The following is an 18,697-nucleotide window of genomic DNA, read 5'->3' as shown; positions in this document are numbered from 1 at the left end:
GGTTATTCCGCTGCCTGATCGTGCGTGATCAATCCGTCAAGCACTTCGGCGGCGATAGCGAAGGATTTTCGCCGCGCTTCGGGGTCGTGGATCATGCCCGTAACGATCAGCTCATCGGGGCGATAAAGTTCAACGATCCGCGCCAATTGCTGCCGCACTGTATCGCGACTGCCGGTGGCCGAGCAGGCCAACGCCTGTTTGACCTGTGCCAGCAGCGGCGCGGATATCTCGGCGCCCACATCGGCGACAGGGTAGGGCAGTTTGCCGGGGTCACCTTTGCGCAACCGGGCAAAGGACAGGATATGCGAGGACTGCAAGAACTCTGCCTCAGCATCGGTATCGGCGGCGAACACATTTGCGGCAACCACCGCATAGGGTTTCGCGAGCCATTTTGACGGTCGGAACGTGGCGCGATAGGTGGCCAGCGCCTGCTCCAGCATCGCCGGGGCAAAATGTGACGCAAACGCATAAGGCAGCCCCAGATGCGCCGCCAGTTGCGCGCCGAACAGGCTGGAACCGAGAATCCAGACCGGCACATGGGTGCCTTGCCCCGGCACCGCCCGCACCTTGGCCCCATCGGGGGTGTCGTCGAGATATTGCAGCAACTCGACGACATCCTGTGGGAAGCTGTCGCCAGCGTCCATATGGCGGCGCAAGGCGCGGGCGGTTGCCATATCGGTGCCCGGCGCGCGGCCCAGCCCAAGGTCGATGCGGCCCGGAAACAGCGTGGCCAGCGTGCCGAACTGCTCGGCCACCATCAGTGGCGCGTGGTTGGGCAGCATGATGCCGCCCGCGCCGACGCGGATCTTGCGCGTTGCTGCCGCGACCTGTCCGATCACGACCGATGTCGCGGCGCTGGCAATGCCCGGCATGTTGTGGTGCTCGGCCAGCCAGAAGCGATGATAGCCAAGGTTTTCGGCATGGCGCGCCAGATCGATGGTGTCGGCCAGCGCGGTGGCGACATCCGCGCCCTCGGGGACGGGCGCGAGATCAAGCATGGAATAATGGTGCATGGTGAGCCCTTTGTTGCTTGCCCTCTATCTAGGGGCGCACCTGCACCGCGCCAACCGCTACGTTGCGGCGGCTTGGAAGGCCTGTTCCAGATCGAGAATTAGATCTTCGGGATGTTCCAGACCGACGGATACGCGTATCAGGCCTTCGGTCACCCCCGCGGCCTTGCGTGCTTCTTGCGGTACACCAGAATGGGTCGTCGAGGCCGGGTGACAGACCAGTGACTCGGACCCGCCCAGCGACACCGCCAATTTGAAAATGCTCAATCCGTTCAAAATGCGGAAGGCCAGTGCCCGATCATCCTGCACCACAAAGGAAAAGGTCGACCCAGCGCCGCTGCATTGCCGCTCGAACAGGGCGCGTGAGGCCGGGTCGGGATCGTGTAGCGGGTGCATCACGGTGCAGGGGATGATGTCGTTCTCTGCCAGCCATGACGCGACCTTGCGCGCCGAGTGTTCGGCCCGTTCCATTCGCAGGGAAAGCGTCTCCATCGAGCGCCCCAGCATCCATGCCGAATGGGGATCAAGCTGAAAGCCATAGGTCGAGCGGGTCTGTCGTACCGGTGCCAGCGCGGTTTTCGATCCGGTGATGCCGCCCGCCACCAGATCGGAGTGGCCGCCGACATATTTGGTCAGCGAGTAAACACAAATGTCGACACCCAGTTCCAGAGGGTGCTGGAACACTGGCCCCAGCATGGTGTTGTCACACACGATGACTGGGCGCTCGCCATCGCCGGTCCAGTCATCGACGACGTCGCGCACCATGGCAAGATCGATCAGCGCATTGGTCGGGTTGGCGGGAGTTTCCAGATAGACCATGCGCACCGGCCCCTTTGCTGCAGCCTCCTCCAGCGCCGTGCGCAGTGCCGCTTCGTCCAGCCCGTCATCAAACGCCACGGGCGAGATATCCCAGCCGGTCAGCACCTTGCCGAAAAGAGTTTCGGTGCCCCCGTAAAGCGGCGTGTAATGCACGAAAGCATCGCCCGGACGCAGATAGGACAGTGCAACGGCACTGATTGCGGCCATGCCGGACGAGGTGATAAGGGCGGCTTCCGCCCCCTCGTAAAGCGCCAAGCGGTCCTCTACGATTTCTGTATTGGGGTTATTGAACCGCGAATAGACCAGCCCGCCTGCGCCCATGCCCTCGGGGGCGGGCTTGCGCCCTGCCACCACGTCGAAGAAATCCGCGCCCTGTTCGGCGGTCTCGAACACAAAGGTCGAGGTTAGATAAACTGGTGGCTTTACCGAACCTTCGGATAGGGCGGCATCATAGCCATAGGTGGTCATCTGGGTTGAAGGGTGCAGTTTGCGCCCTCCCATATGCGTGCGGCGAAAATCGCGGCCAGTCATTGCGGTCTCCTTAAATAATCCGGGCGCAGTCAAGCGATAATGCACGCTTTCCTCTCGGTGACAAACACTTACCCTCGCGTAAGCCACCCTTGGAACCTCGGCGCAGGCGCACTAGTTTGGCCGCGTGGCACGGCTCTTGCGCGGATTGACGTTTGCCGCGCTGCATAGCTATACGCACGTATCGATGCACCGCACAGGAAGATGCCTCCATGATAAAACGCCTTGTCATCGCCGTTATTGCTCTGAGTCTTGTCGTAGTGGGTATCGTCGGCTTCGAGAGGTTTCGCAGCAAGATGATCGATGACTTCCTCTCTGGCCGCGAGGCACCGGCCGTTACCGTCCCGGTATATGAGGTCGAGCCGCGCCCGTGGACGCCTGTGATCTCGGCGATCGGGACAGTGGTGGCAGTGCGCGGTGTCGAACTGACCGTTGAGGCAGCGGGCATCGTGACACATATGGGGTTCTCGGCGAACGAGATTGTCGAGGAAGGCCAGTTGCTGGTCCGGTTGGACGACGCGGTGCAGGTTGCCGATCTGAATGCGGGGCGCACGCAGGCCCGGCTGGATGAACAGGCGCTTGAGCGCACCAAAGAACTGCGCGAACGTGGGGTGACATCTGGCGTCAGCCTGGATGAATCCCAAGCACGGGCCGAGTCGTCGCGCGCCCAGGTCGCCAAGCTGGAAGCGGTACTTACAACAAAACGGTTGCGCGCGCCCTTTGGCGGTACAATCGGGATTCCCCAAGTGGATTTGGGCAGCTATGTCACGCCAGGGACGGTAATCGCGACCTTGCAAGATCTCGACACGCTGTACGTTGATTTCAAAGTTCCTGAACAGCAGTTCCCATTGCTGAAAATCGGCCAGACAGTAAATGCCGGCCCCGAAGAGGGGGCGCTGTCGATGGAAGGCAAGATTTCAGGGATCGACCCGCGTATCAACCCGGCAACACGTTTGGTATCGGTGCGGGCCGAGGTCGACAACGGCGATGCCCAACTTGTGCCGGGGCAGTTCGTCCAGGTCGAGGTGCAATTGCCCCTTGAAACCGATGTCCTGACGATTCCACAGACCGCGCTTGTGAGCAGTCTTTATGGCGATCATGTCTATGTCGTGCGCGAGGCTGAGCAAGAGACTGATAGGCTGGTCGCACAGCAAGTCTTTGTGACCGCCGGGCGGCGCACGGGTGGGATGATCGAGGTCGTTGACGGATTGGAACCGGGCGCCAGTGTGATCACCGCAGGCCAGAACCGTTTGAGCAACGGGGCGCCGGTCAATCCCAGCAATGACGTTAGCCCTGATGTTTCGCCAGACGGAGAATTGGGCAAAGCCGAAACAAGTACGAGCGAGGCAGAGCCCGACAAGGCCGACGCCGAAGGCGCCGAGCAGCAGGGTGCAGCGGAGAAAAAAATAGCCGCAGATGCAGCCGATGCCGGGACGCATGAGCCGGATGTAAGCGAACCTGATACGGAAAAGGCAACGCAGGAATGAGCTTCTCCGATATTTTCATCCGCCGTCCGGTTCTGTCCACGGTTTTCGGTGCGCTGATCCTGCTTCTGGGAATGCAGGGACTGCTTAGCATTTCGGTGCGAGAATATCCCGAAGTCGATGAGACCGTGATCACTGTCACCACCATCTATCCCGGTGCCAGCGCCGATCTGATCCAGGGATTCATTAGTTCGCCAATTTCCAGCGCAGTGTCGACGACCGAGCATATTGATTACGTCACTGCCACCTCGCGCCCCTCGGTCAGTACGGTGACGGTGCAGATGGATTTGGGGGCTGACCCGGACATTGCCCTGACCGAAGTTATGTCCAAGGTCCAGCAGGTGCGCGGCGACTTACCACCGAATGCCGAGGACCCGACCATCGTCAAAGGCACGGGGATGAACTTTGCCACCATGTATCTGGCGATTCAGAACCCGAACATGACGGCAGAAGAACTGACCGAGTATATCGATCGGGCGGTGCGTCCGCGCATGTCCACCATCGAGGGCGTGGCTGAGATCCAGATTCTTGGTGCGTCGGAATATTCGATGCGCATTTGGGTCGATCCATTGAAGCTTGCCTCGCGCGGACTGACAGCAGCGGAGCTGATGGATGCGATCAACGCGTCTAACTTCCTTGCGGCACCGGGCAAAACCCAGAACGACTTTGTCGCCTACCCAATATCAGTGAAGTCCACGCTGCAGACTGCCGAGGCGTTCGGAGCCTTGCCGATATCCTCGGAAACGGGCGGTGTTGTGCGGCTGCGTGACGTAGCCGAAATCGAACTGGCTGCCGAAAGCACCGATACCATTGTGAATTTCAATGGCGAAAGTGGTGTGTTCATCGGTGTATTCCCGACACCTGCCGCCAACCCCCTGGATACCTCTGCTGCGGTGCTTGACGAATTGCCAGCGATCGTCGATTCGCTACCCAGCGGTATGACGATGACGCTGATGTATGATGCGACCGAGTCGATTTCGGCGTCTATTAAAGAGGTGTTCAAAACCATCACCGATGCCGTGATCATCGTGGTTCTGGTGATTTTGTTGTTCCTGGGGTCGCTTCGCTCGGTTCTCATGCCAATCGTGACGATTCCTTTATCTCTGATCGGGGTTGGCTTTTTCCTGTTCCTTGCGGGGTATTCTATCAACCTGCTGACCTTGCTGGCGATGGTTCTGGCGATTGGGCTGGTGGTGGACGACGCTATCGTTGTGGTTGAGAATATCCACCGCCATATCGAAGATGGCATGACGCCCAAACAGGCCTCCTTCAAGGGCATGCAGGAAATCACTGGCCCGGTCATCGCGATGACGATCACGCTGGCCGCTGTGTTCGCGCCATTGCTGTTCATCGGTGGTCTGACCGGAACGCTGTTTTCGGAGTTCGCGGTCACGCTGGCGGGAGCGGTGATCATTTCGGGGATGGTTGCGCTGACGATCACGCCGATGATGTCGGCGCGGCTGCTGAAACAGGGCAATCACAGCCGCTTTCAACGCATCGTCGACAAAACATTCGATGGGTTGGCCAACTGGTACGAGCGGCGGGTGTCGGCTTCTCTGGAGTATCGGCCAGTGATGTTGTTGATGGTGGCCGTGTTGCTGGGGCTGACTGGGTTCATGTTCGTCAAATCCTCAAACGAACTTGCGCCTGAAGAGGATATCGGCGCGCTGTTCTCGATCGTCAATGCGCCCAGCTATGCCACGTCGGAATATACCAATCTCTATACCGACCAAATGCGCGCCTTGACCAAGGATATTCCAGAGCTCGACATCAATTTCTCGATCACTGGTATGGGCGGGCAAACGAACTCGGCAATCATGCTCTGGGCTTTCGATGACTGGGCCGACCGGGACCGTTCGCAAGCCGAACTACAGGCCGACATTCAAGAGCGCCTGACCGCAGTCTCCGGGGTGGAGCCGCTGGTATTTTCGCCGCCCACGCTGCCGGGGGCCGGGGGCGGTCTGCCGATTTCGATGGTGATCCAATCGACTGGCGCTTCCGATCGCGTGTTCGAGGTCACCGAAGAAATCAAGCAACGCGCGATGGCCACAGGACAGTTCATCGTGGTGCAGAATTCGTTGGCCTATAACGCGCAAGAGGTGGTGGTGACCATCGACCGCGACCGTGCGGCGGCGCTGAACCTGCCAATCCGAGATATCGGCAACACGCTGAGCCTGCTGGTGGGCGATGGATCCATTGCGCAATTCGATCGCGACAGCAACAGTTACGATATCATCATGCAAGTGCCGCAGGAATATCGCAACAATCCCGAAAGATTGGGCGAGTTCTTTGTGCGCAGCGTGACCGGCGACATGGTGCCTCTGTCGGCCGTTGTGAATATATCGACCGATGTGACCGCCTCGGCGATTGAGCAGTTCAATCAGTTGAACTCGTCGACGATATCGGCCCTGCCGGTGCCGGGTGTCACCACCGGCAGCGGACTGGACACGCTTGTGTCGATCGCGCGCGACGTGGTGCCGGACGGGTTCTTTATCGACTATGCCGGGCAATCGCGCCTTGAGGTTGAAGAGGGCAACACCATCGCTATCGCCTTCGTGTTGGCGCTGACGGTGATCTATCTGGTGCTGGCCGCGCAGTTCGAAAGCTTCCGCGATCCGCTCATTATCTTGATGACCGTGCCGCTGTCGATCTTCGGTGCAATGTTGCCGCTGTTTTTCGGTCTGTCCACGTTGAACATCTATACGCAGGTTGGGTTGATCACGCTGATCGGCCTGATCACCAAGCACGGTATCCTGATGGTGGAATTCGCAAACCAGCAGCGTCACGAACACGACCTGAACCGACGCGAGGCGATTACCGCAGCCGCCAAGACCCGCCTGCGGCCAATCCTTATGACCACGGCCGCAATGGGTTTCGGGATGATACCCTTGATCACCGCCAGCGGAGCCGGAGCGTCGGCACGGTTTGCGATGGGGTTGGTGATCTTTGCCGGAATCCTTGTCGGTACGGCCTTCACGCTGTTTGTTGTGCCGATGTTCTATACTTTCATCGCCCGGCGTGAGCTGCATCGCGAAACCGAGGACGACCGCCCGCCCGCGCCTGCCCAATGACAGGCGCGGCCTGCACGGGCCATGGCGCTGGCCCGTGCGATATATAGATGCTGCGATCCGGATGCAGGAAGGGACGACGTCTGTTGAATTTGTTAAAGTGAGACGGCGGCGCCTGCTGGGGCCAACAGGAACTCGCGAACTTCATCGGCGCGCGCCATTGTATCAGCATAACCGAGATCGATCAGGGCACCGATATAGCCGGGCTCGAACAGCAAATAGCTGACAAGCCGTCCGTCGCTGCCCCATGACCCGATCGAGCGCATTAACAAGCGGATCGCCAGCGGCAGTTCCGTGGCATGATCGCTCGCGATGAGGCGTAAATCCCGGCTGGGGGACAGCATCAGAGATTCGATTTGGCGCAGCGGGGTTTTTTGGCGTCCTTCGTCCGACAATAGCGACAGCGTGTGGTTGATGCGTATCAGGCGCTCGTGGTCGGAATCCAGATTGTCGTTGAACAGGATGTCCAACGCGTGGCCGACCATCTCTCCAAAACTGGGGTTAATATGCGGACTCTCGGAGTTGGGCTCCGGTTCGTGGTCGCGGGCCGCAATCACCAGAATCCGGTCGGCCCCGGAATGGATTGCCGGCGACAATGGCGAGGTCAACCGCATCGAGCCGTCGCCATAGTAAGCGCCGCCAAGTTCGACCGGAGAAAACACGAAGGGCAGGGCGGATGACGCCAGCAGATGCTCTGGCGTGATGCGGGTGCGTTCGCCACTGCGCCGTGCGCGGCTCCATTCCTTTAGGGTCGCATTGGCCTGAAAGAAGGTTACCGCCTTGCCGTGGTCATAGCTTGACGCGGTGATGCACAGCGCGTGCAGGGCATCACAGGCGATGGCGCGCGAAATCGCGTCAGGATGCACCTCGCGCTCCAGAAGCCGGGCTAACGGGGAATTATCAAGCAACGATGAAGGCCCGATATGGCCGAACCGACCTAGCACCAACGTGGTTAACCAGCGCAGGGCCGTTCCGAGCAATGGGGCCATTCGTGTTTCGTAAACGGAACCGCAGTGCAGCGAGCGCCAGAGCCGCTCCAGCCGCCGCACCCCGCGCGGAAAATGCATCGATGCGACCGCCAGCGGGGCGGCGTTAATAGCGCCTACGGAGGAACCGCAAACAATGGGAAATGGTGATTTGCGTCGGCGCATGATTTCCGAAATCGCCCGAAGAGCGCCCACCTGATAGGCCCCGCGCGCGCCGCCGCCCTGAAGCACTAGCGCCGTTGCCTGACCGTGAACGGGATCGGGTTTCATCGACTTGCTTCCTCTTGCGCTGCTGTCGAAAGAAACCGTGGCAAGCCGCTGCGCCGATTGCAAGCTATCGATCAGCGCAATCCGCCCAGTGAACGCAGCGTCTGCTCTGCGAAAGGTGCCACCAGAGCACAGATTTCCTGTGTGTCGGGGGCAGTGCTTTCCGTGTGGTCAGGTTTCATCGGGAGGAAACGCACTTGACAGGTCGCTTGCCTCTGACAGCTAATGGAAGCAATCAAGATGAGGAAGCAGGCTGCCATGACGACATCGGGCAAAGGTGTGCATCCCATATGAACATAGCGCTTGAGGCCCGGGGGCTGACCAAGGAATTTAAGGGGTTCGTGGCCGTCAAGGATGTCGATCTGACGGTCGAAAGAGGGTCAATTCACGCGCTGATCGGACCAAATGGCGCTGGCAAAACCACCTGTTTCAATCTGCTGACCAAATTCCTGCAGCCCACGCGTGGCACCATCATCTATGAAGGGCGCGACATCACCAAACTGGCCCCGGCCGAGATCGCGCAGCTGGGCATGGTGCGTTCATTCCAGATTTCTGCGGTCTTCCCCGATCTGTCTGTGTTGCAGAACGTGCGCGTGGCGGTGCAGCGAAAGCGCGGCGAAAGCTTTGATTTCTGGCGGTCAGAAAGAAAGCTCAGCCGCTTTGACGATGAGGCACGCCGCCATATCGACGAGGTCGGGTTGGCCGATTTTCTGCATCACCGCGCGGTTGAGCTGCCCTACGGGCGTAAGCGCGCGTTGGAGATCGCGGCCACGCTGGCGTTAAATCCCGACATGTTGTTGTTGGACGAACCGATGGCCGGCATGGCGCAGGCGGATGTGGAGCGGATCTCAGCCCTGATCCGGCGGGTTGCGCAAAACCGGACTGTGCTGATGGTCGAACACAACCTCTCCGTTGTTGCCAGCCTGTCTGACCGGATCACGGTGCTGGCGCGGGGCGAGATTCTGGCCGAGGGCGATTACGCCACTGTGTCACGCGCCCCGGCAGTGATCGACGCCTATATCGGAGCGGGCTATGAGTGACGCGCAAACTGCGAACGCGCTGCTGTCCGTGCGCGACCTGAACGGCTGGTATGGCGAAAGCCATGTGTTGCATGGGGTCGATTTCGACGTGCAAGAGGGTGAGGTTGTCACCTTGCTGGGGCGCAACGGCGCGGGCAAGACTTCGACGCTGCTCGCGATCATGGGTATTCTGGGCAAACGCACTGGGGCCGTCACCTATAACGGGGCCGAGACCATCGCGATGGCGCCCCGCCAGATCGCGCGGCTGGGCATCGCCATCTGCCCCGAAGAACGCGGTATCTTCGCCGCGCTGAACGTCGATGAAAACCTGATGCTGCCGCCGCGCATCGCCGATGGCGGGCTGGATCTGGAACGGATTTTTGAATTATTTCCCAATCTGCGCGAGCGCCGCCGCAGCCAGGGCAGCAAATTGTCGGGCGGTGAGCAGCAGATGTTGGCGATTGCCCGAATCCTGCGCACCGGCGCGCATCTGCTGTTGCTGGATGAACCTACCGAAGGGCTGGCACCGGTGATCGTGCAGCAGATCGGGCGCACCATTGCTGCGCTCAAGAAAGAGGGGTTCACCATCGTCTTGGTGGAGCAGAACTTCCGTTTTGCCGCCTCGGTCGCGGATCGGCACTATGTCGTTGATCAAGGCCGGGTGGTGGACATGATCCCGAACCGCGAATTGGACGCCAATATGGACAAGTTACACGCTTACTTGGGTGTCTGAAAAACTGGCGCGGATGACCGTGCCACAACGAGGAGGAGTGAAAGACATGTTGAGGAAACTGGCCTTGGGCACGGCGCTTGGCGCATTGGCCGCGGGGGGCGCGCTGGCGCAGGATATCGATGTCAAACTGGGCGTTCTGAACGACCGCTCGGGCGTCTATGCTGATCTTTCGGGTGAAGGCTCGGTGGTGGCGGCGCGCATGGCGGTTGAGGATTTCAAGGCCGCCGAGAAGGGCCTGAACGTCGAGGTGATCTCGGCTGATCATCAGAACAAACCCGATGTGGGGTCGAACATTGCACGCCAATGGTACGACCAAGACGGAGTGGATGTCATCGTGGATGTGCCGACTTCGTCGGTGGCATTGGCGGTTGCACAGATCACCGCCGACAAGAACAAGATTTTCCTCGCTTCTGGACCGGGTTCCACCGAGCTGACCCGCGAGCAATGCCAGCCGACCACGATCCACTGGACCTATGACACCGCTGCGCTGGCCAATGGCACCGGCAAGGCGGTGACCGATGCGGGTGGCGAAAAATGGTTCTTCCTGACGGCGGATTATGCCTTTGGTCACTCGCTCGAGGAAAATACCGCGCGGGTGGTGAAGGAAAACGGCGGCGAGGTGGTGGGCAGCGTCGATGTGCCATTCCCGGCCACGGATTTCTCGTCCTTCCTGTTGCAGGCGCAATCCAGCGGTGCGGATGTGATCGGGTTGGCCAATGCCGGGGGCGACACCATCAACGCCATCAAACAGGCCTCGGAGTTCGGGATCACACAGGCGGGGCAGAAATTGGCCGGGTTGCTGATCTTCATTAACGATATCCACGCCTTGGGTGCCCAGACGGCGCAGGGCTTGCAGATGACCAGCGCGTTTTATTGGGACACTAATGACGCCACCCGCGATTGGTCCGCCCGGTTTGAAGAGCAAATGGATAAAAAGCCCTCGATGGTGCATGCCGGCGTCTACTCCGCCGTGATGGACTTTTTGGCAGCGGTCGAGGCCACCGGCACCACCGATGGCGATCAGGTTGCCGCCTGGATGAAGCAAAACCCCTATGAGGACGCGCTCATGGGCAAGGTACAGGTGCGCGGTGACGGGCGCGCGGTGCATGACATGTATCTGTTCGAGGTGAAAACCCCCGAGGAATCCGAAGGCGAATGGGATCTGCTCAAGCAGGTTTCGACCATTCCCGGCGATCAGGCGTTCCTGCCGATGCTGGATGAATGCGACTTCACCAAGGAATAAGAGCCACGACGGTGCGCTGGGATCGTCCGGCGCATCGTGGATCACCTTGACGACGGAAAGGCCCGCATGTTCGAACTTCTAGGCATTCCACCGCAGGCGCTGTTGGGTCAGTTGCTATTGGGGCTGATCAATGGATCGTTCTATGCCGTGTTGTCACTGGGGTTGGCGGTGATCTTCGGCCTGCTCAACATCATCAACTTCGCCCATGGCGCGCTTTACATGATGGGCGCTTTCGTGGCGTGGATGTTGCTGAACTATGCGGGCATCGGTTATTGGCCGGCGCTAATTTTGGCACCGCTGATCGTGGGGGTGTTCGGGATCGTGCTCGAACGGCTGTTGCTGTCGCGACTATATCATCTCGACCACCTTTATGGATTGCTGCTGACCTTTGGTTTGGCGCTGATCATCCAGGGCCTGTTCCGCAATTACTACGGCATTTCCGGCCTTCCTTACCGCATCCCCGATGCGCTGGCGGGGGGATACAACCTTGGTTTCATGTTCTTGCCGAAATACCGCGCTTGGGTGGTCGTGGCCTCGCTGGTGGTGTGTTTTGGCACCTGGTTCATGATCGAAAAAACCCGCCTTGGTGCCTATCTGCGCGCCGCGACCGAAAATCCGGTGCTTGTGGGCGCATTCGGGGTGAATGTGCCGCTGCTGATTATGCTGACCTATGGTTTTGGCGTAGCGCTGGCGGGTTTTGCCGGCGTGCTGGCCGCACCGATCTATTCGGTCAACCCGAACATGGGCGCGGACCTGATCATCGTGGTGTTCGCCGTGGTGGTGATCGGGGGCATGGGCTCGATCATGGGCTCGATTCTGACGGGCTATTTTCTGGGCCTGATCGAGGGGCTGACGCGGGTGTTCTATCCTGAAGGCTCGGCGGTGGTGATATTTGTGATCATGGCGCTCGTGCTCTTGGTCAAGCCCGAAGGGCTGTTCGGGAGGGCGACCTGATGACGATCAGCAATTCCGGCATTGCAACTCCCTCGGCACAGCGGGCAGGTATGCCGCTGCTCCACAAGGTGATTTTTCTGGTGCTGCTGGCCTTCCTCGTCGTGCTGCCATTCTTGGTCTATCCCGTTTTCGCGATGAAATTGATGTGTTTTGCGCTGTTCGCGGCGGCCTTCAACCTGTTGCTGGGCTTTGGCGGGCTGCTGTCCTTCGGTCATGCGGCGTTTTTCGGCAGCGCCAGCTATGTCGCCGCCCATGCCGCCAAGGTCTGGGGGCTGACGCCGGAACTGGCGGTGCTGAGCGGCACTGTGGCGGCGGCGTTTCTTGGGCTGGTGATCGGCGCGCTGGCGATCCGCCGGCAAGGCATCTATTTTGCGATGGTCACGCTGGCCTTCGCGCAGATGGTCTATTTCGTGGCGCTTCAGGCCCAGTTCACTGGCGGCGAGGACGGGATCCAGTCGGTGCCGCGGGGCGCGTTGTTTGGCTTGATTTCACTGCGCGACAACATTTCGCTCTATTTCTTCGTGCTGGCCGTGACCTTTGGCGGCATCTTGATGCTCTATCGTATTGTCCATTCGCCGTTCGGGCAGGTGCTGCACGCGATCCGCGAGAACGAGCCGCGCGCGATCTCGCTAGGCTATAATGTCAATCGTTACAAGCTGATGGTCTTCACCTTGTCGGCCACATTTTCCGGGCTTGCAGGCGCGACCAAGGCGCAGGTGTTCCAGCTTGCATCCTTAACCGACGTACATTGGACGATGTCGGGCGAGGTGGTGCTGATGACCTTGCTGGGCGGCATGGGCACGGTATTTGGCCCGCTGGTCGGAGCCGCCATTATCGTGACCATGCAGAACTATCTGGCGACTTTCGGCGCATGGGTGACGGTGATCCAAGGCGTTATCTTTGTGATCGGCGTCATGCTGTTCCGCGAGGGCGTGGTCGGCGTGATCGCGCGCTGGATCAAACGGCCCCTGTAAGCCCTATGGCTCGGCGAATACGGGCAGGCGGCGGAACAGGAGGAAGGATAGACAGGCGATTGCCCCCATTGCCGGGATCAGCACCGCCGCCGCAATCACCGGATCGGGGAACAGCGCGGCAAGCGACCCCATGACCAGCCCTGCGCCCATTTGCAGGAATCCCATCAGCGACGAAGCGGCCCCGGCGATATGCGGAAACGGCGCCAGTGCCGAGGTTGTCATGGCGGGCATGACGAGGGCCACACCGAAGGAATAGAGTCCGATCGGTCCCATCACGCGCAACAGGCTGGGTTCGCCCCAAAAGAGCGTGACAAACATCGCGCTACCCAGCAGGATGAACCCCAGACCCGGTGCGACCAGCCGGGATGCATCGTGGTGTTTCATCAGGTGACGCATGCTCAGCGCACCAATGAAGAAGCTGCCCGATTGCAGGATCATGGCCAGCCCGAATCCTGCAGGCGACATGCCCAGAGTGTCCATCAGGATAAACGGTAGGATTGTTGCCTGCGTGTATATCGCCCCCAACGCCCCCGCGATGGTCAGCGCTGCCGTCATGAAATGGCGGCTGGCGAACAGTTTGCCATAAGACCGCATCAGTGCCTGAAATTTCAGCCGATTGCGATCCGCGACAATCGTTTCTTGCATCCCAAGATGGGTCACGGCGACAACGAAAACACCAAATAATGTCATTGTCAGGAACAGCGATTGCCAACCCGCATAGGTCACCAGAACCCCGCCAAGGGTCGGCGACAGCGCAGGCGCGATGGCCAGAATGATACCAATCGTGTTCATGATTTCTGATGATTGATTGCCCCGGAACTGATCGCGTACGATCGCCCGTGAAATCGCCACTCCGGCCGAGGCACCAACGCCTTGCAAGAAGCGCGCCACCAGAAACACTTCGATATTGGGAGCGAAAAGCGCGAGCAGGCTAGCGCCGCCAAAGATGGCCATGAAGGCCATGATCACCGGCCGCCGCCCCAGCGCGTCGGATACCGGCCCGGCGATCAGCTGTGCCAAGGCGAACCCGGCAAAATACAGCGTCAGCGTCATCTTGACCATACCTTCGCTGGTGCCGAAAGCATGGACGATTTCCGGCATCGCTGGCGTGTAAAGTGCCATGCCGATTGGCCCGATGGCGACGAATAGAGCGCCGATCAGGCTGACGCGCAGAGCGCTCATTTGCGGGGTTTCAATTGCAGTCATTGTAGGGTTGGCGACGTTCATATTTTTCCTTCGCTTTTATGGCTCTGGCGTGCGGCCATCTGGTTGTTGCGTACGATCCGAAGAAATTCGCGAAACTGATGCCATTGCGCATCGGTCATCTCGCCGCGCATCACTGCGCGGACCTCGTCACCGATGGACTTGAGCGCCCGCAAAAGCGGGGTCGCGGCCTCGGTCACCTCGACTAATTTGGCCCGGCGGTCGTCGGGATCAGGGCTGCGGCGGATCAGTCCGGCGGCTTCAAGCCGGTCTAGAAATACCGTGACACTCATCCGGCTCTGTGCCGACAGATCCGCCAGACAGTTCTGCCGGATCGGGCCCGAACGCGCCATTGTGGCAAGCGTGCGCGCCTCGCCGGGCGTGATGCCAAGCTGCGCGGCAGTGACTCGGCGCTCGAACTCGGCCCGCGTCATGCGCGAGATATCAAGCAGCAGGAATGACGGGCTTTCCGGGTCGATCAGGGGAGGCATGTGGGCGAATCCAAAATTGTATCCTTTAGATATAGTATGTGACATTTACGAAATCAATAAGCCGAGCCTAGCGTCCGGCGATCAGGCGAAGGGCGTTTATGAATTTGCCCATGCGGAGTCAGTCTGCCAGACATCGACAAGTTCCGACACTTGACGGGGCAGGGCAGATCCGCTCCAGCGGTTGCTGGCGCGGTGTTATCTTTGAAAGAGCGGGGTTCGGTTCGTCACACCACCATTACCGGCATCGGCGCAAGCCCAGTGACCTTGTGCGATACGCTTCCCAGCAGATAGCTCTCGACCGAGCCCATACCGCGGCTGCCCATAACGATCAGATCATGTTCATGCTGCCGGGAAAATGCCACGATGGTGCGTGCAGGTTGCCCGACCCTCGCGAATGCGCGCAGGTTGGTGATGCCCAATTCGGTCAGGAGTTTCTTGCCGTGTTCGGCCACCTCGCGGGCATAATCGCGCATATTGTCATCCATGTTGCCGGGGTCGGCGGCCCGAACCATCGAGAATGACGCCTCCAGCATCGAATGATGACGGTAGACGGTCAGGATGGTGATTTGCGCGCCTTCGCACAGCTTGGCCAGTTGCGCCGCCTTGCGCAGTGCCTTTTCAGCGCCGACCGAGCCATCGAAAGGAACAAGGATGTTCTTGAACATGGTGTTTCCTCACTTGGCGAAAGCCAGATCGCGCAGGAACAAGGCAATCTGGGGAAAGGCAATCAGTGCCGCCGACACCCCAAGCAGGATCACGATAAAGGGCGGCGTGCCGCGGATCACGTCGATATAGGGCCGCTTAAACACGGCAATCGCGGTAAATATATCGCAACCGAATGGTGGCGTCGCCGATCCGATGGCCACCTGAAGCGTGATGATCGTCCCTACCAGAACCGGGTCCAGCCCGACGGATTTGACCACTGGCGCGAAGATCGGGACCAGAACCAGAATCACCACGATCGGGTCGACAAACATGCAGCCGATGAAGAACGCGATCGAGATAACCACTAGAACCCCGACCTGTCCCATCTCGTCGATACCGATCCCGGCCAGAATGCCTTGCGGAATCTGCGCGAATGAGATCACCCATGAAAATGCAGCCCCCGCGCCGACCAATATGAATACGACCGCGGTAATCAGGCCGGTGGATTTGGCAGTGTCGTAAAGCCCTGCAAAAGTCAGTTCGCGGAAAACCACCATCTCAAGGAACAGGGCGTAAAGCACGCAGGCCGCCGCTGCCTCGGTCGGGGAAAAAATACCGCCATAGATGCCGCCGATGATGATCGCCGGAAAGCCCAGCGGCCAAAGCGCACGTTGCAATGCGATCAGACGCTCCTTCCACGAGGTCTTGGGCTCGGTCGGAACCTTGTTGCGCACCGCATAGACCCACGAATAAATCGAAAACAGCAGAAGGATCAGCAGGCCGGGGCCGACACCGGCAATGAACAATTCGGAAATCGAGGTGTTGGAAACAACCCCATAGATGATCATCCCGATCGAGGGCGGGATCAGGAAGGCGATGTCCGATGAATTGACGATCAGCGCCAGAATGAAGCTGTCCTTATATCCGGCCTTGAGCATGCGCGGGCGCAGGGGCGAGCCGATCGCCACCACTGTTGCCTGGGTTGACCCCGAGACCGCCCCGAACATGGTGCAGGCGGCGGCGGTGGAAACTGCCAGCCCGCCGCGCATGTGGCCGACGAAGGACATCACCAGATCGATCAACCGCCCCGCCGACTGGCCCCGTGTCATGATGTCTGCGGCCAGAATGAACATAGGCACCGCGATCAGCGACGCCGGACGGATGCCGGCCATCATCTGCTGCACCATGGTTTCCATCTGTCCCATCCCGCCAAACAGCGAATAAAAGCCGACGAAAGCGCCGACGATCAGCGGGATCATCATTGGAAAGCCCAGCAGCAGCAGAACGATCATGATGGAGAAAATTGTGGTCGCCATGTCGCGTGCCTCTCAGATTTCGAATTCGTCGTCATCATAACCCTCAAGCACATTGGTCGAGAGGTAGATGTCGCGTTCGATCATGTTCTTGATCGCGGTCAGCAAATATTGTGTGCCGGTCATAAAAAATCCGACCGGCACCCAGACATAGATCAGCCAGACCGGAATCTGCAGCGATGGCAAAACCCGTCCGCGCCCCGCTTGGGTCAGCATATATTGCAGCGAATACCATGCCAGCCCGAACATGAAGACCGCGGTGATCAGCGCAATGGCGATCATCAGCGGCTTGCGCAGCTTTGCGGACAGCGCGTCGTATATTGCCGACATCCGAATATGGCGCCCATGACGGGCAGCATAAGAGATACCGGCGAAGGTGATCATGATGATCAGGATGCGGTTCAATTCTTCAGAAAAGAAGATGCTGGATTGGAAGACAAAACGCCCAACCACATTGGCGATGGTGTTCACCGCCATCAACAGCACGCCGGCGGCCAGCATCACGGATTCGATCCGGCTGATCGCGGTATCAACCGTTCCAAGCACCCCCGGAAGGTCCGAGCGATAGGCCGGCGAGGGCGGATCGTCGGTGGATGTGGTGTCGGTCTGCGATTGTGTCTGCGAAGAGTGTGGCTCTTTCATCTGAGCTGTCCTGCCCTTAGCGATAAGGCGGGCGCGCTGCATGCGCCCGCCCAAGGATTTTCAAGGGTCAGTTGGTGGCCTCAAGATCGGCCTTCATCTGATCAAGGATCTTCTGACCGGTGTCGCCGGTCATCTCGATGAACGCCTCCTCGACCTGTCCGGCGGCATCCTTGAACGGCTGGCGCTCTTCGTCGCTCAGGATATTGATTTCGATCTCGGGCTTGGCTTCCTTGATCTTGTCAAAGCTCGCCTCGTCCAGCTCGGCCTGATAGTCGAGGATATAGTCGAACGCGACGTCGATGGCGTTTTGCACCACTTCCTTGTCTCCGTCGGCCAGCCCATCATAGAAATCCTTGTTGGCCATCACCGCAGTGGTGAAATTATTGTGGCCGATACAGGTGATGACATCCGTCACCTCGTACATCTTCATGGATTCCAGGTAAAAGCGCGGATTTTCCTGACCTTGGATGATGCCGGTCTGCAATGCGCCATAGATCTCGCCGGTGGGCAATGGCGTCGGCGTCGCGCCAAACGCCTCGTAGCTCTTGACCAGCAGCGGGTTGGTCATCACGCGGAACTTGACCTCGTCCAGATCTGCGGGCGAATGCACCGGTTCCTGCGTGGTCATGCAGACCTCACCTTCGGGGAACATGGTCAGCAATTCCAGACCCTGGTCGGCATAAAGCGGCGGGAACAATTCGTTGATTGCCTTGGATTCGCGGAAGAAGCTTTGCAGCTTTTCCTGATCCTGCGGCAGCAGATAGGGCACAAAGAACACTTGGGCTTCGGGGATCAGCGCGCCGGTAAAGCCGGGGGACTGATCGACGAATTGCAGGATGCCCGCCTGCGCCTGCTCCATGATGTCGGCGCTTTCGCCCAAGGTGCCAAATGGGAAAAGCTGGATCGTATGGTCGGAGTTCGCCTCGACCTCTTCTTTGAACTTCTGCGCGAATTTGCCCTGAACCTCATCCATCGCTTCCTCGAAGGCATAGCGCCAAGTGTCGGCATTGGCGGTGCTGGCCAGCGCCACCCCCAGTGCAGCCACGGCGGCCCCCAGTTTCAGCGCGTTCGAAATTTTCATGCAAAATACTCCCGTTGTCACTTTCACATTTTCAGTTTGTGTGCAGCGTATCAAATTCGGGTCTACGCAAATACACCTACTAACCCCCTCCCGATGCCAAGATAGGCACCGGACTGAGTATATCACGGAATCCCTAAACGATGCCTGTGCGATTTTCGACTGTCAACCAGCGACAGGTAAATGTCGTTTTTAGACAATGATTATCGCGAGAAACCTTATTCCGGTGCACCTGCCAGC

Annotated in this window: 16 protein-coding genes; 7 read left to right on the top strand and 9 right to left on the bottom strand. The window is 59.3% G+C overall.

Annotated features, from left to right (window positions below):
- Nucleotides 1–2: 2 nt before the first annotated feature.
- Together JAO82_RS01520 and JAO82_RS01515 are read right to left on the bottom strand one after the other, a co-directional pair.
- Nucleotides 3–1,013: an LLM class flavin-dependent oxidoreductase gene (locus JAO82_RS01520; protein ID WP_198684565.1), complete on the bottom strand. Its 1,011-nt coding sequence runs from the start codon at nt 1,011–1,013 to the stop codon at nt 3–5.
- Between the two features lie 57 nt (nt 1,014–1,070).
- A complete protein-coding gene (locus JAO82_RS01515) occupies nt 1,071–2,360 on the bottom strand; it encodes a cystathionine gamma-synthase family protein (RefSeq protein WP_198684564.1) in 1,290 nt (429 codons plus the stop codon).
- A gap of 209 nt (nt 2,361–2,569) precedes the next feature.
- On the opposite strand from JAO82_RS01515, the gene JAO82_RS01510 reads away from it, so the two are divergent.
- Together JAO82_RS01510 and JAO82_RS01505 are read left to right on the top strand one after the other, a co-directional pair.
- Nucleotides 2,570–3,844 (top strand): efflux RND transporter periplasmic adaptor subunit, encoded by a 1,275-nt coding sequence (locus JAO82_RS01510; protein WP_198684563.1) that lies wholly within the window; start codon nt 2,570–2,572, stop codon nt 3,842–3,844.
- A complete protein-coding gene (locus tag JAO82_RS01505) occupies nt 3,841–6,912 on the top strand; it encodes an efflux RND transporter permease subunit (RefSeq protein WP_198684562.1) in 3,072 nt (1,023 codons plus the stop codon). Before JAO82_RS01510 ends, JAO82_RS01505 begins: the two co-directional genes overlap by 4 nt.
- A gap of 92 nt (nt 6,913–7,004) precedes the next feature.
- Here JAO82_RS01505 and JAO82_RS01500 read toward each other — a convergent pair whose 3' ends face one another.
- Nucleotides 7,005–8,165: a patatin-like phospholipase family protein gene (locus JAO82_RS01500; RefSeq protein ID WP_198684561.1), complete on the bottom strand. Its 1,161-nt coding sequence runs from the start codon at nt 8,163–8,165 to the stop codon at nt 7,005–7,007.
- 287 nt (nt 8,166–8,452) lie between these two features.
- On the opposite strand from JAO82_RS01500, the gene JAO82_RS01495 reads away from it, so the two are divergent.
- From JAO82_RS01495 to JAO82_RS01475, 5 genes are all read left to right on the top strand, one after another.
- A complete protein-coding gene (locus JAO82_RS01495) occupies nt 8,453–9,202 on the top strand; it encodes an ABC transporter ATP-binding protein (protein ID WP_198684560.1) in 750 nt (249 codons plus the stop codon).
- Nucleotides 9,195–9,914 carry an ABC transporter ATP-binding protein gene (locus tag JAO82_RS01490; protein WP_198684559.1) on the top strand — a complete coding sequence of 240 codons (720 nt, stop codon included), beginning with the start codon at nt 9,195–9,197 and terminating at the stop codon, nt 9,912–9,914. The genes JAO82_RS01495 and JAO82_RS01490 overlap by 8 nt, the downstream gene beginning before the upstream one ends.
- Before the next feature lie 46 nt (nt 9,915–9,960).
- Nucleotides 9,961–11,157: an ABC transporter substrate-binding protein gene (locus JAO82_RS01485; RefSeq protein WP_198684558.1), complete on the top strand. Its 1,197-nt coding sequence runs from the start codon at nt 9,961–9,963 to the stop codon at nt 11,155–11,157.
- A gap of 66 nt (nt 11,158–11,223) precedes the next feature.
- Nucleotides 11,224–12,111, top strand: coding sequence for a branched-chain amino acid ABC transporter permease (locus JAO82_RS01480; protein ID WP_198684557.1), 888 nt, complete (start codon nt 11,224–11,226; stop codon nt 12,109–12,111).
- On the top strand, nt 12,111–13,085 hold the full coding sequence (locus JAO82_RS01475) for a branched-chain amino acid ABC transporter permease (protein ID WP_198684556.1): 975 nt from the start codon (nt 12,111–12,113) through the stop codon (nt 13,083–13,085). Before JAO82_RS01480 ends, JAO82_RS01475 begins: the two co-directional genes overlap by 1 nt.
- 3 nt (nt 13,086–13,088) lie before the next feature.
- On the opposite strand, the gene JAO82_RS01470 is transcribed toward JAO82_RS01475, so the two are convergent.
- From JAO82_RS01470 to JAO82_RS01445, 6 genes are all read right to left on the bottom strand, one after another.
- Nucleotides 13,089–14,267, bottom strand: a complete 1,179-nt coding sequence (locus JAO82_RS01470; RefSeq protein WP_232897166.1) for a multidrug effflux MFS transporter — start codon at nt 14,265–14,267, stop codon at nt 13,089–13,091.
- Nucleotides 14,268–14,308: 41 nt separating this feature from the next.
- Entirely contained in the window at nt 14,309–14,779 is a 471-nt protein-coding gene (locus JAO82_RS01465) for a MarR family winged helix-turn-helix transcriptional regulator (RefSeq protein ID WP_198684554.1), read from the bottom strand.
- Between the two features lie 224 nt (nt 14,780–15,003).
- On the bottom strand, nt 15,004–15,444 hold the full coding sequence (locus tag JAO82_RS01460) for a universal stress protein (protein ID WP_198684553.1): 441 nt from the start codon (nt 15,442–15,444) through the stop codon (nt 15,004–15,006).
- A 9-nt stretch (nt 15,445–15,453) separates the two neighbouring features.
- On the bottom strand, nt 15,454–16,740 hold the full coding sequence (locus tag JAO82_RS01455; RefSeq protein ID WP_198684552.1) for a TRAP transporter large permease: 1,287 nt from the start codon (nt 16,738–16,740) through the stop codon (nt 15,454–15,456).
- Between the two features lie 12 nt (nt 16,741–16,752).
- Entirely contained in the window at nt 16,753–17,379 is a 627-nt protein-coding gene (locus JAO82_RS01450; protein WP_198684551.1) for a TRAP transporter small permease, read from the bottom strand.
- A gap of 67 nt (nt 17,380–17,446) precedes the next feature.
- A complete protein-coding gene (locus JAO82_RS01445) occupies nt 17,447–18,460 on the bottom strand; it encodes a TRAP transporter substrate-binding protein (RefSeq protein ID WP_198684550.1) in 1,014 nt (337 codons plus the stop codon).
- Nucleotides 18,461–18,697 lie beyond the last annotated feature (237 nt).

The sequence above is a fragment of the Pontibaca salina genome (genome assembly GCF_016307205.1).
Classification (GTDB): domain Bacteria; phylum Pseudomonadota; class Alphaproteobacteria; order Rhodobacterales; family Rhodobacteraceae; genus Pontibaca; species Pontibaca salina.
This window is presented reverse-complemented; position numbering and strand designations above follow the sequence as displayed.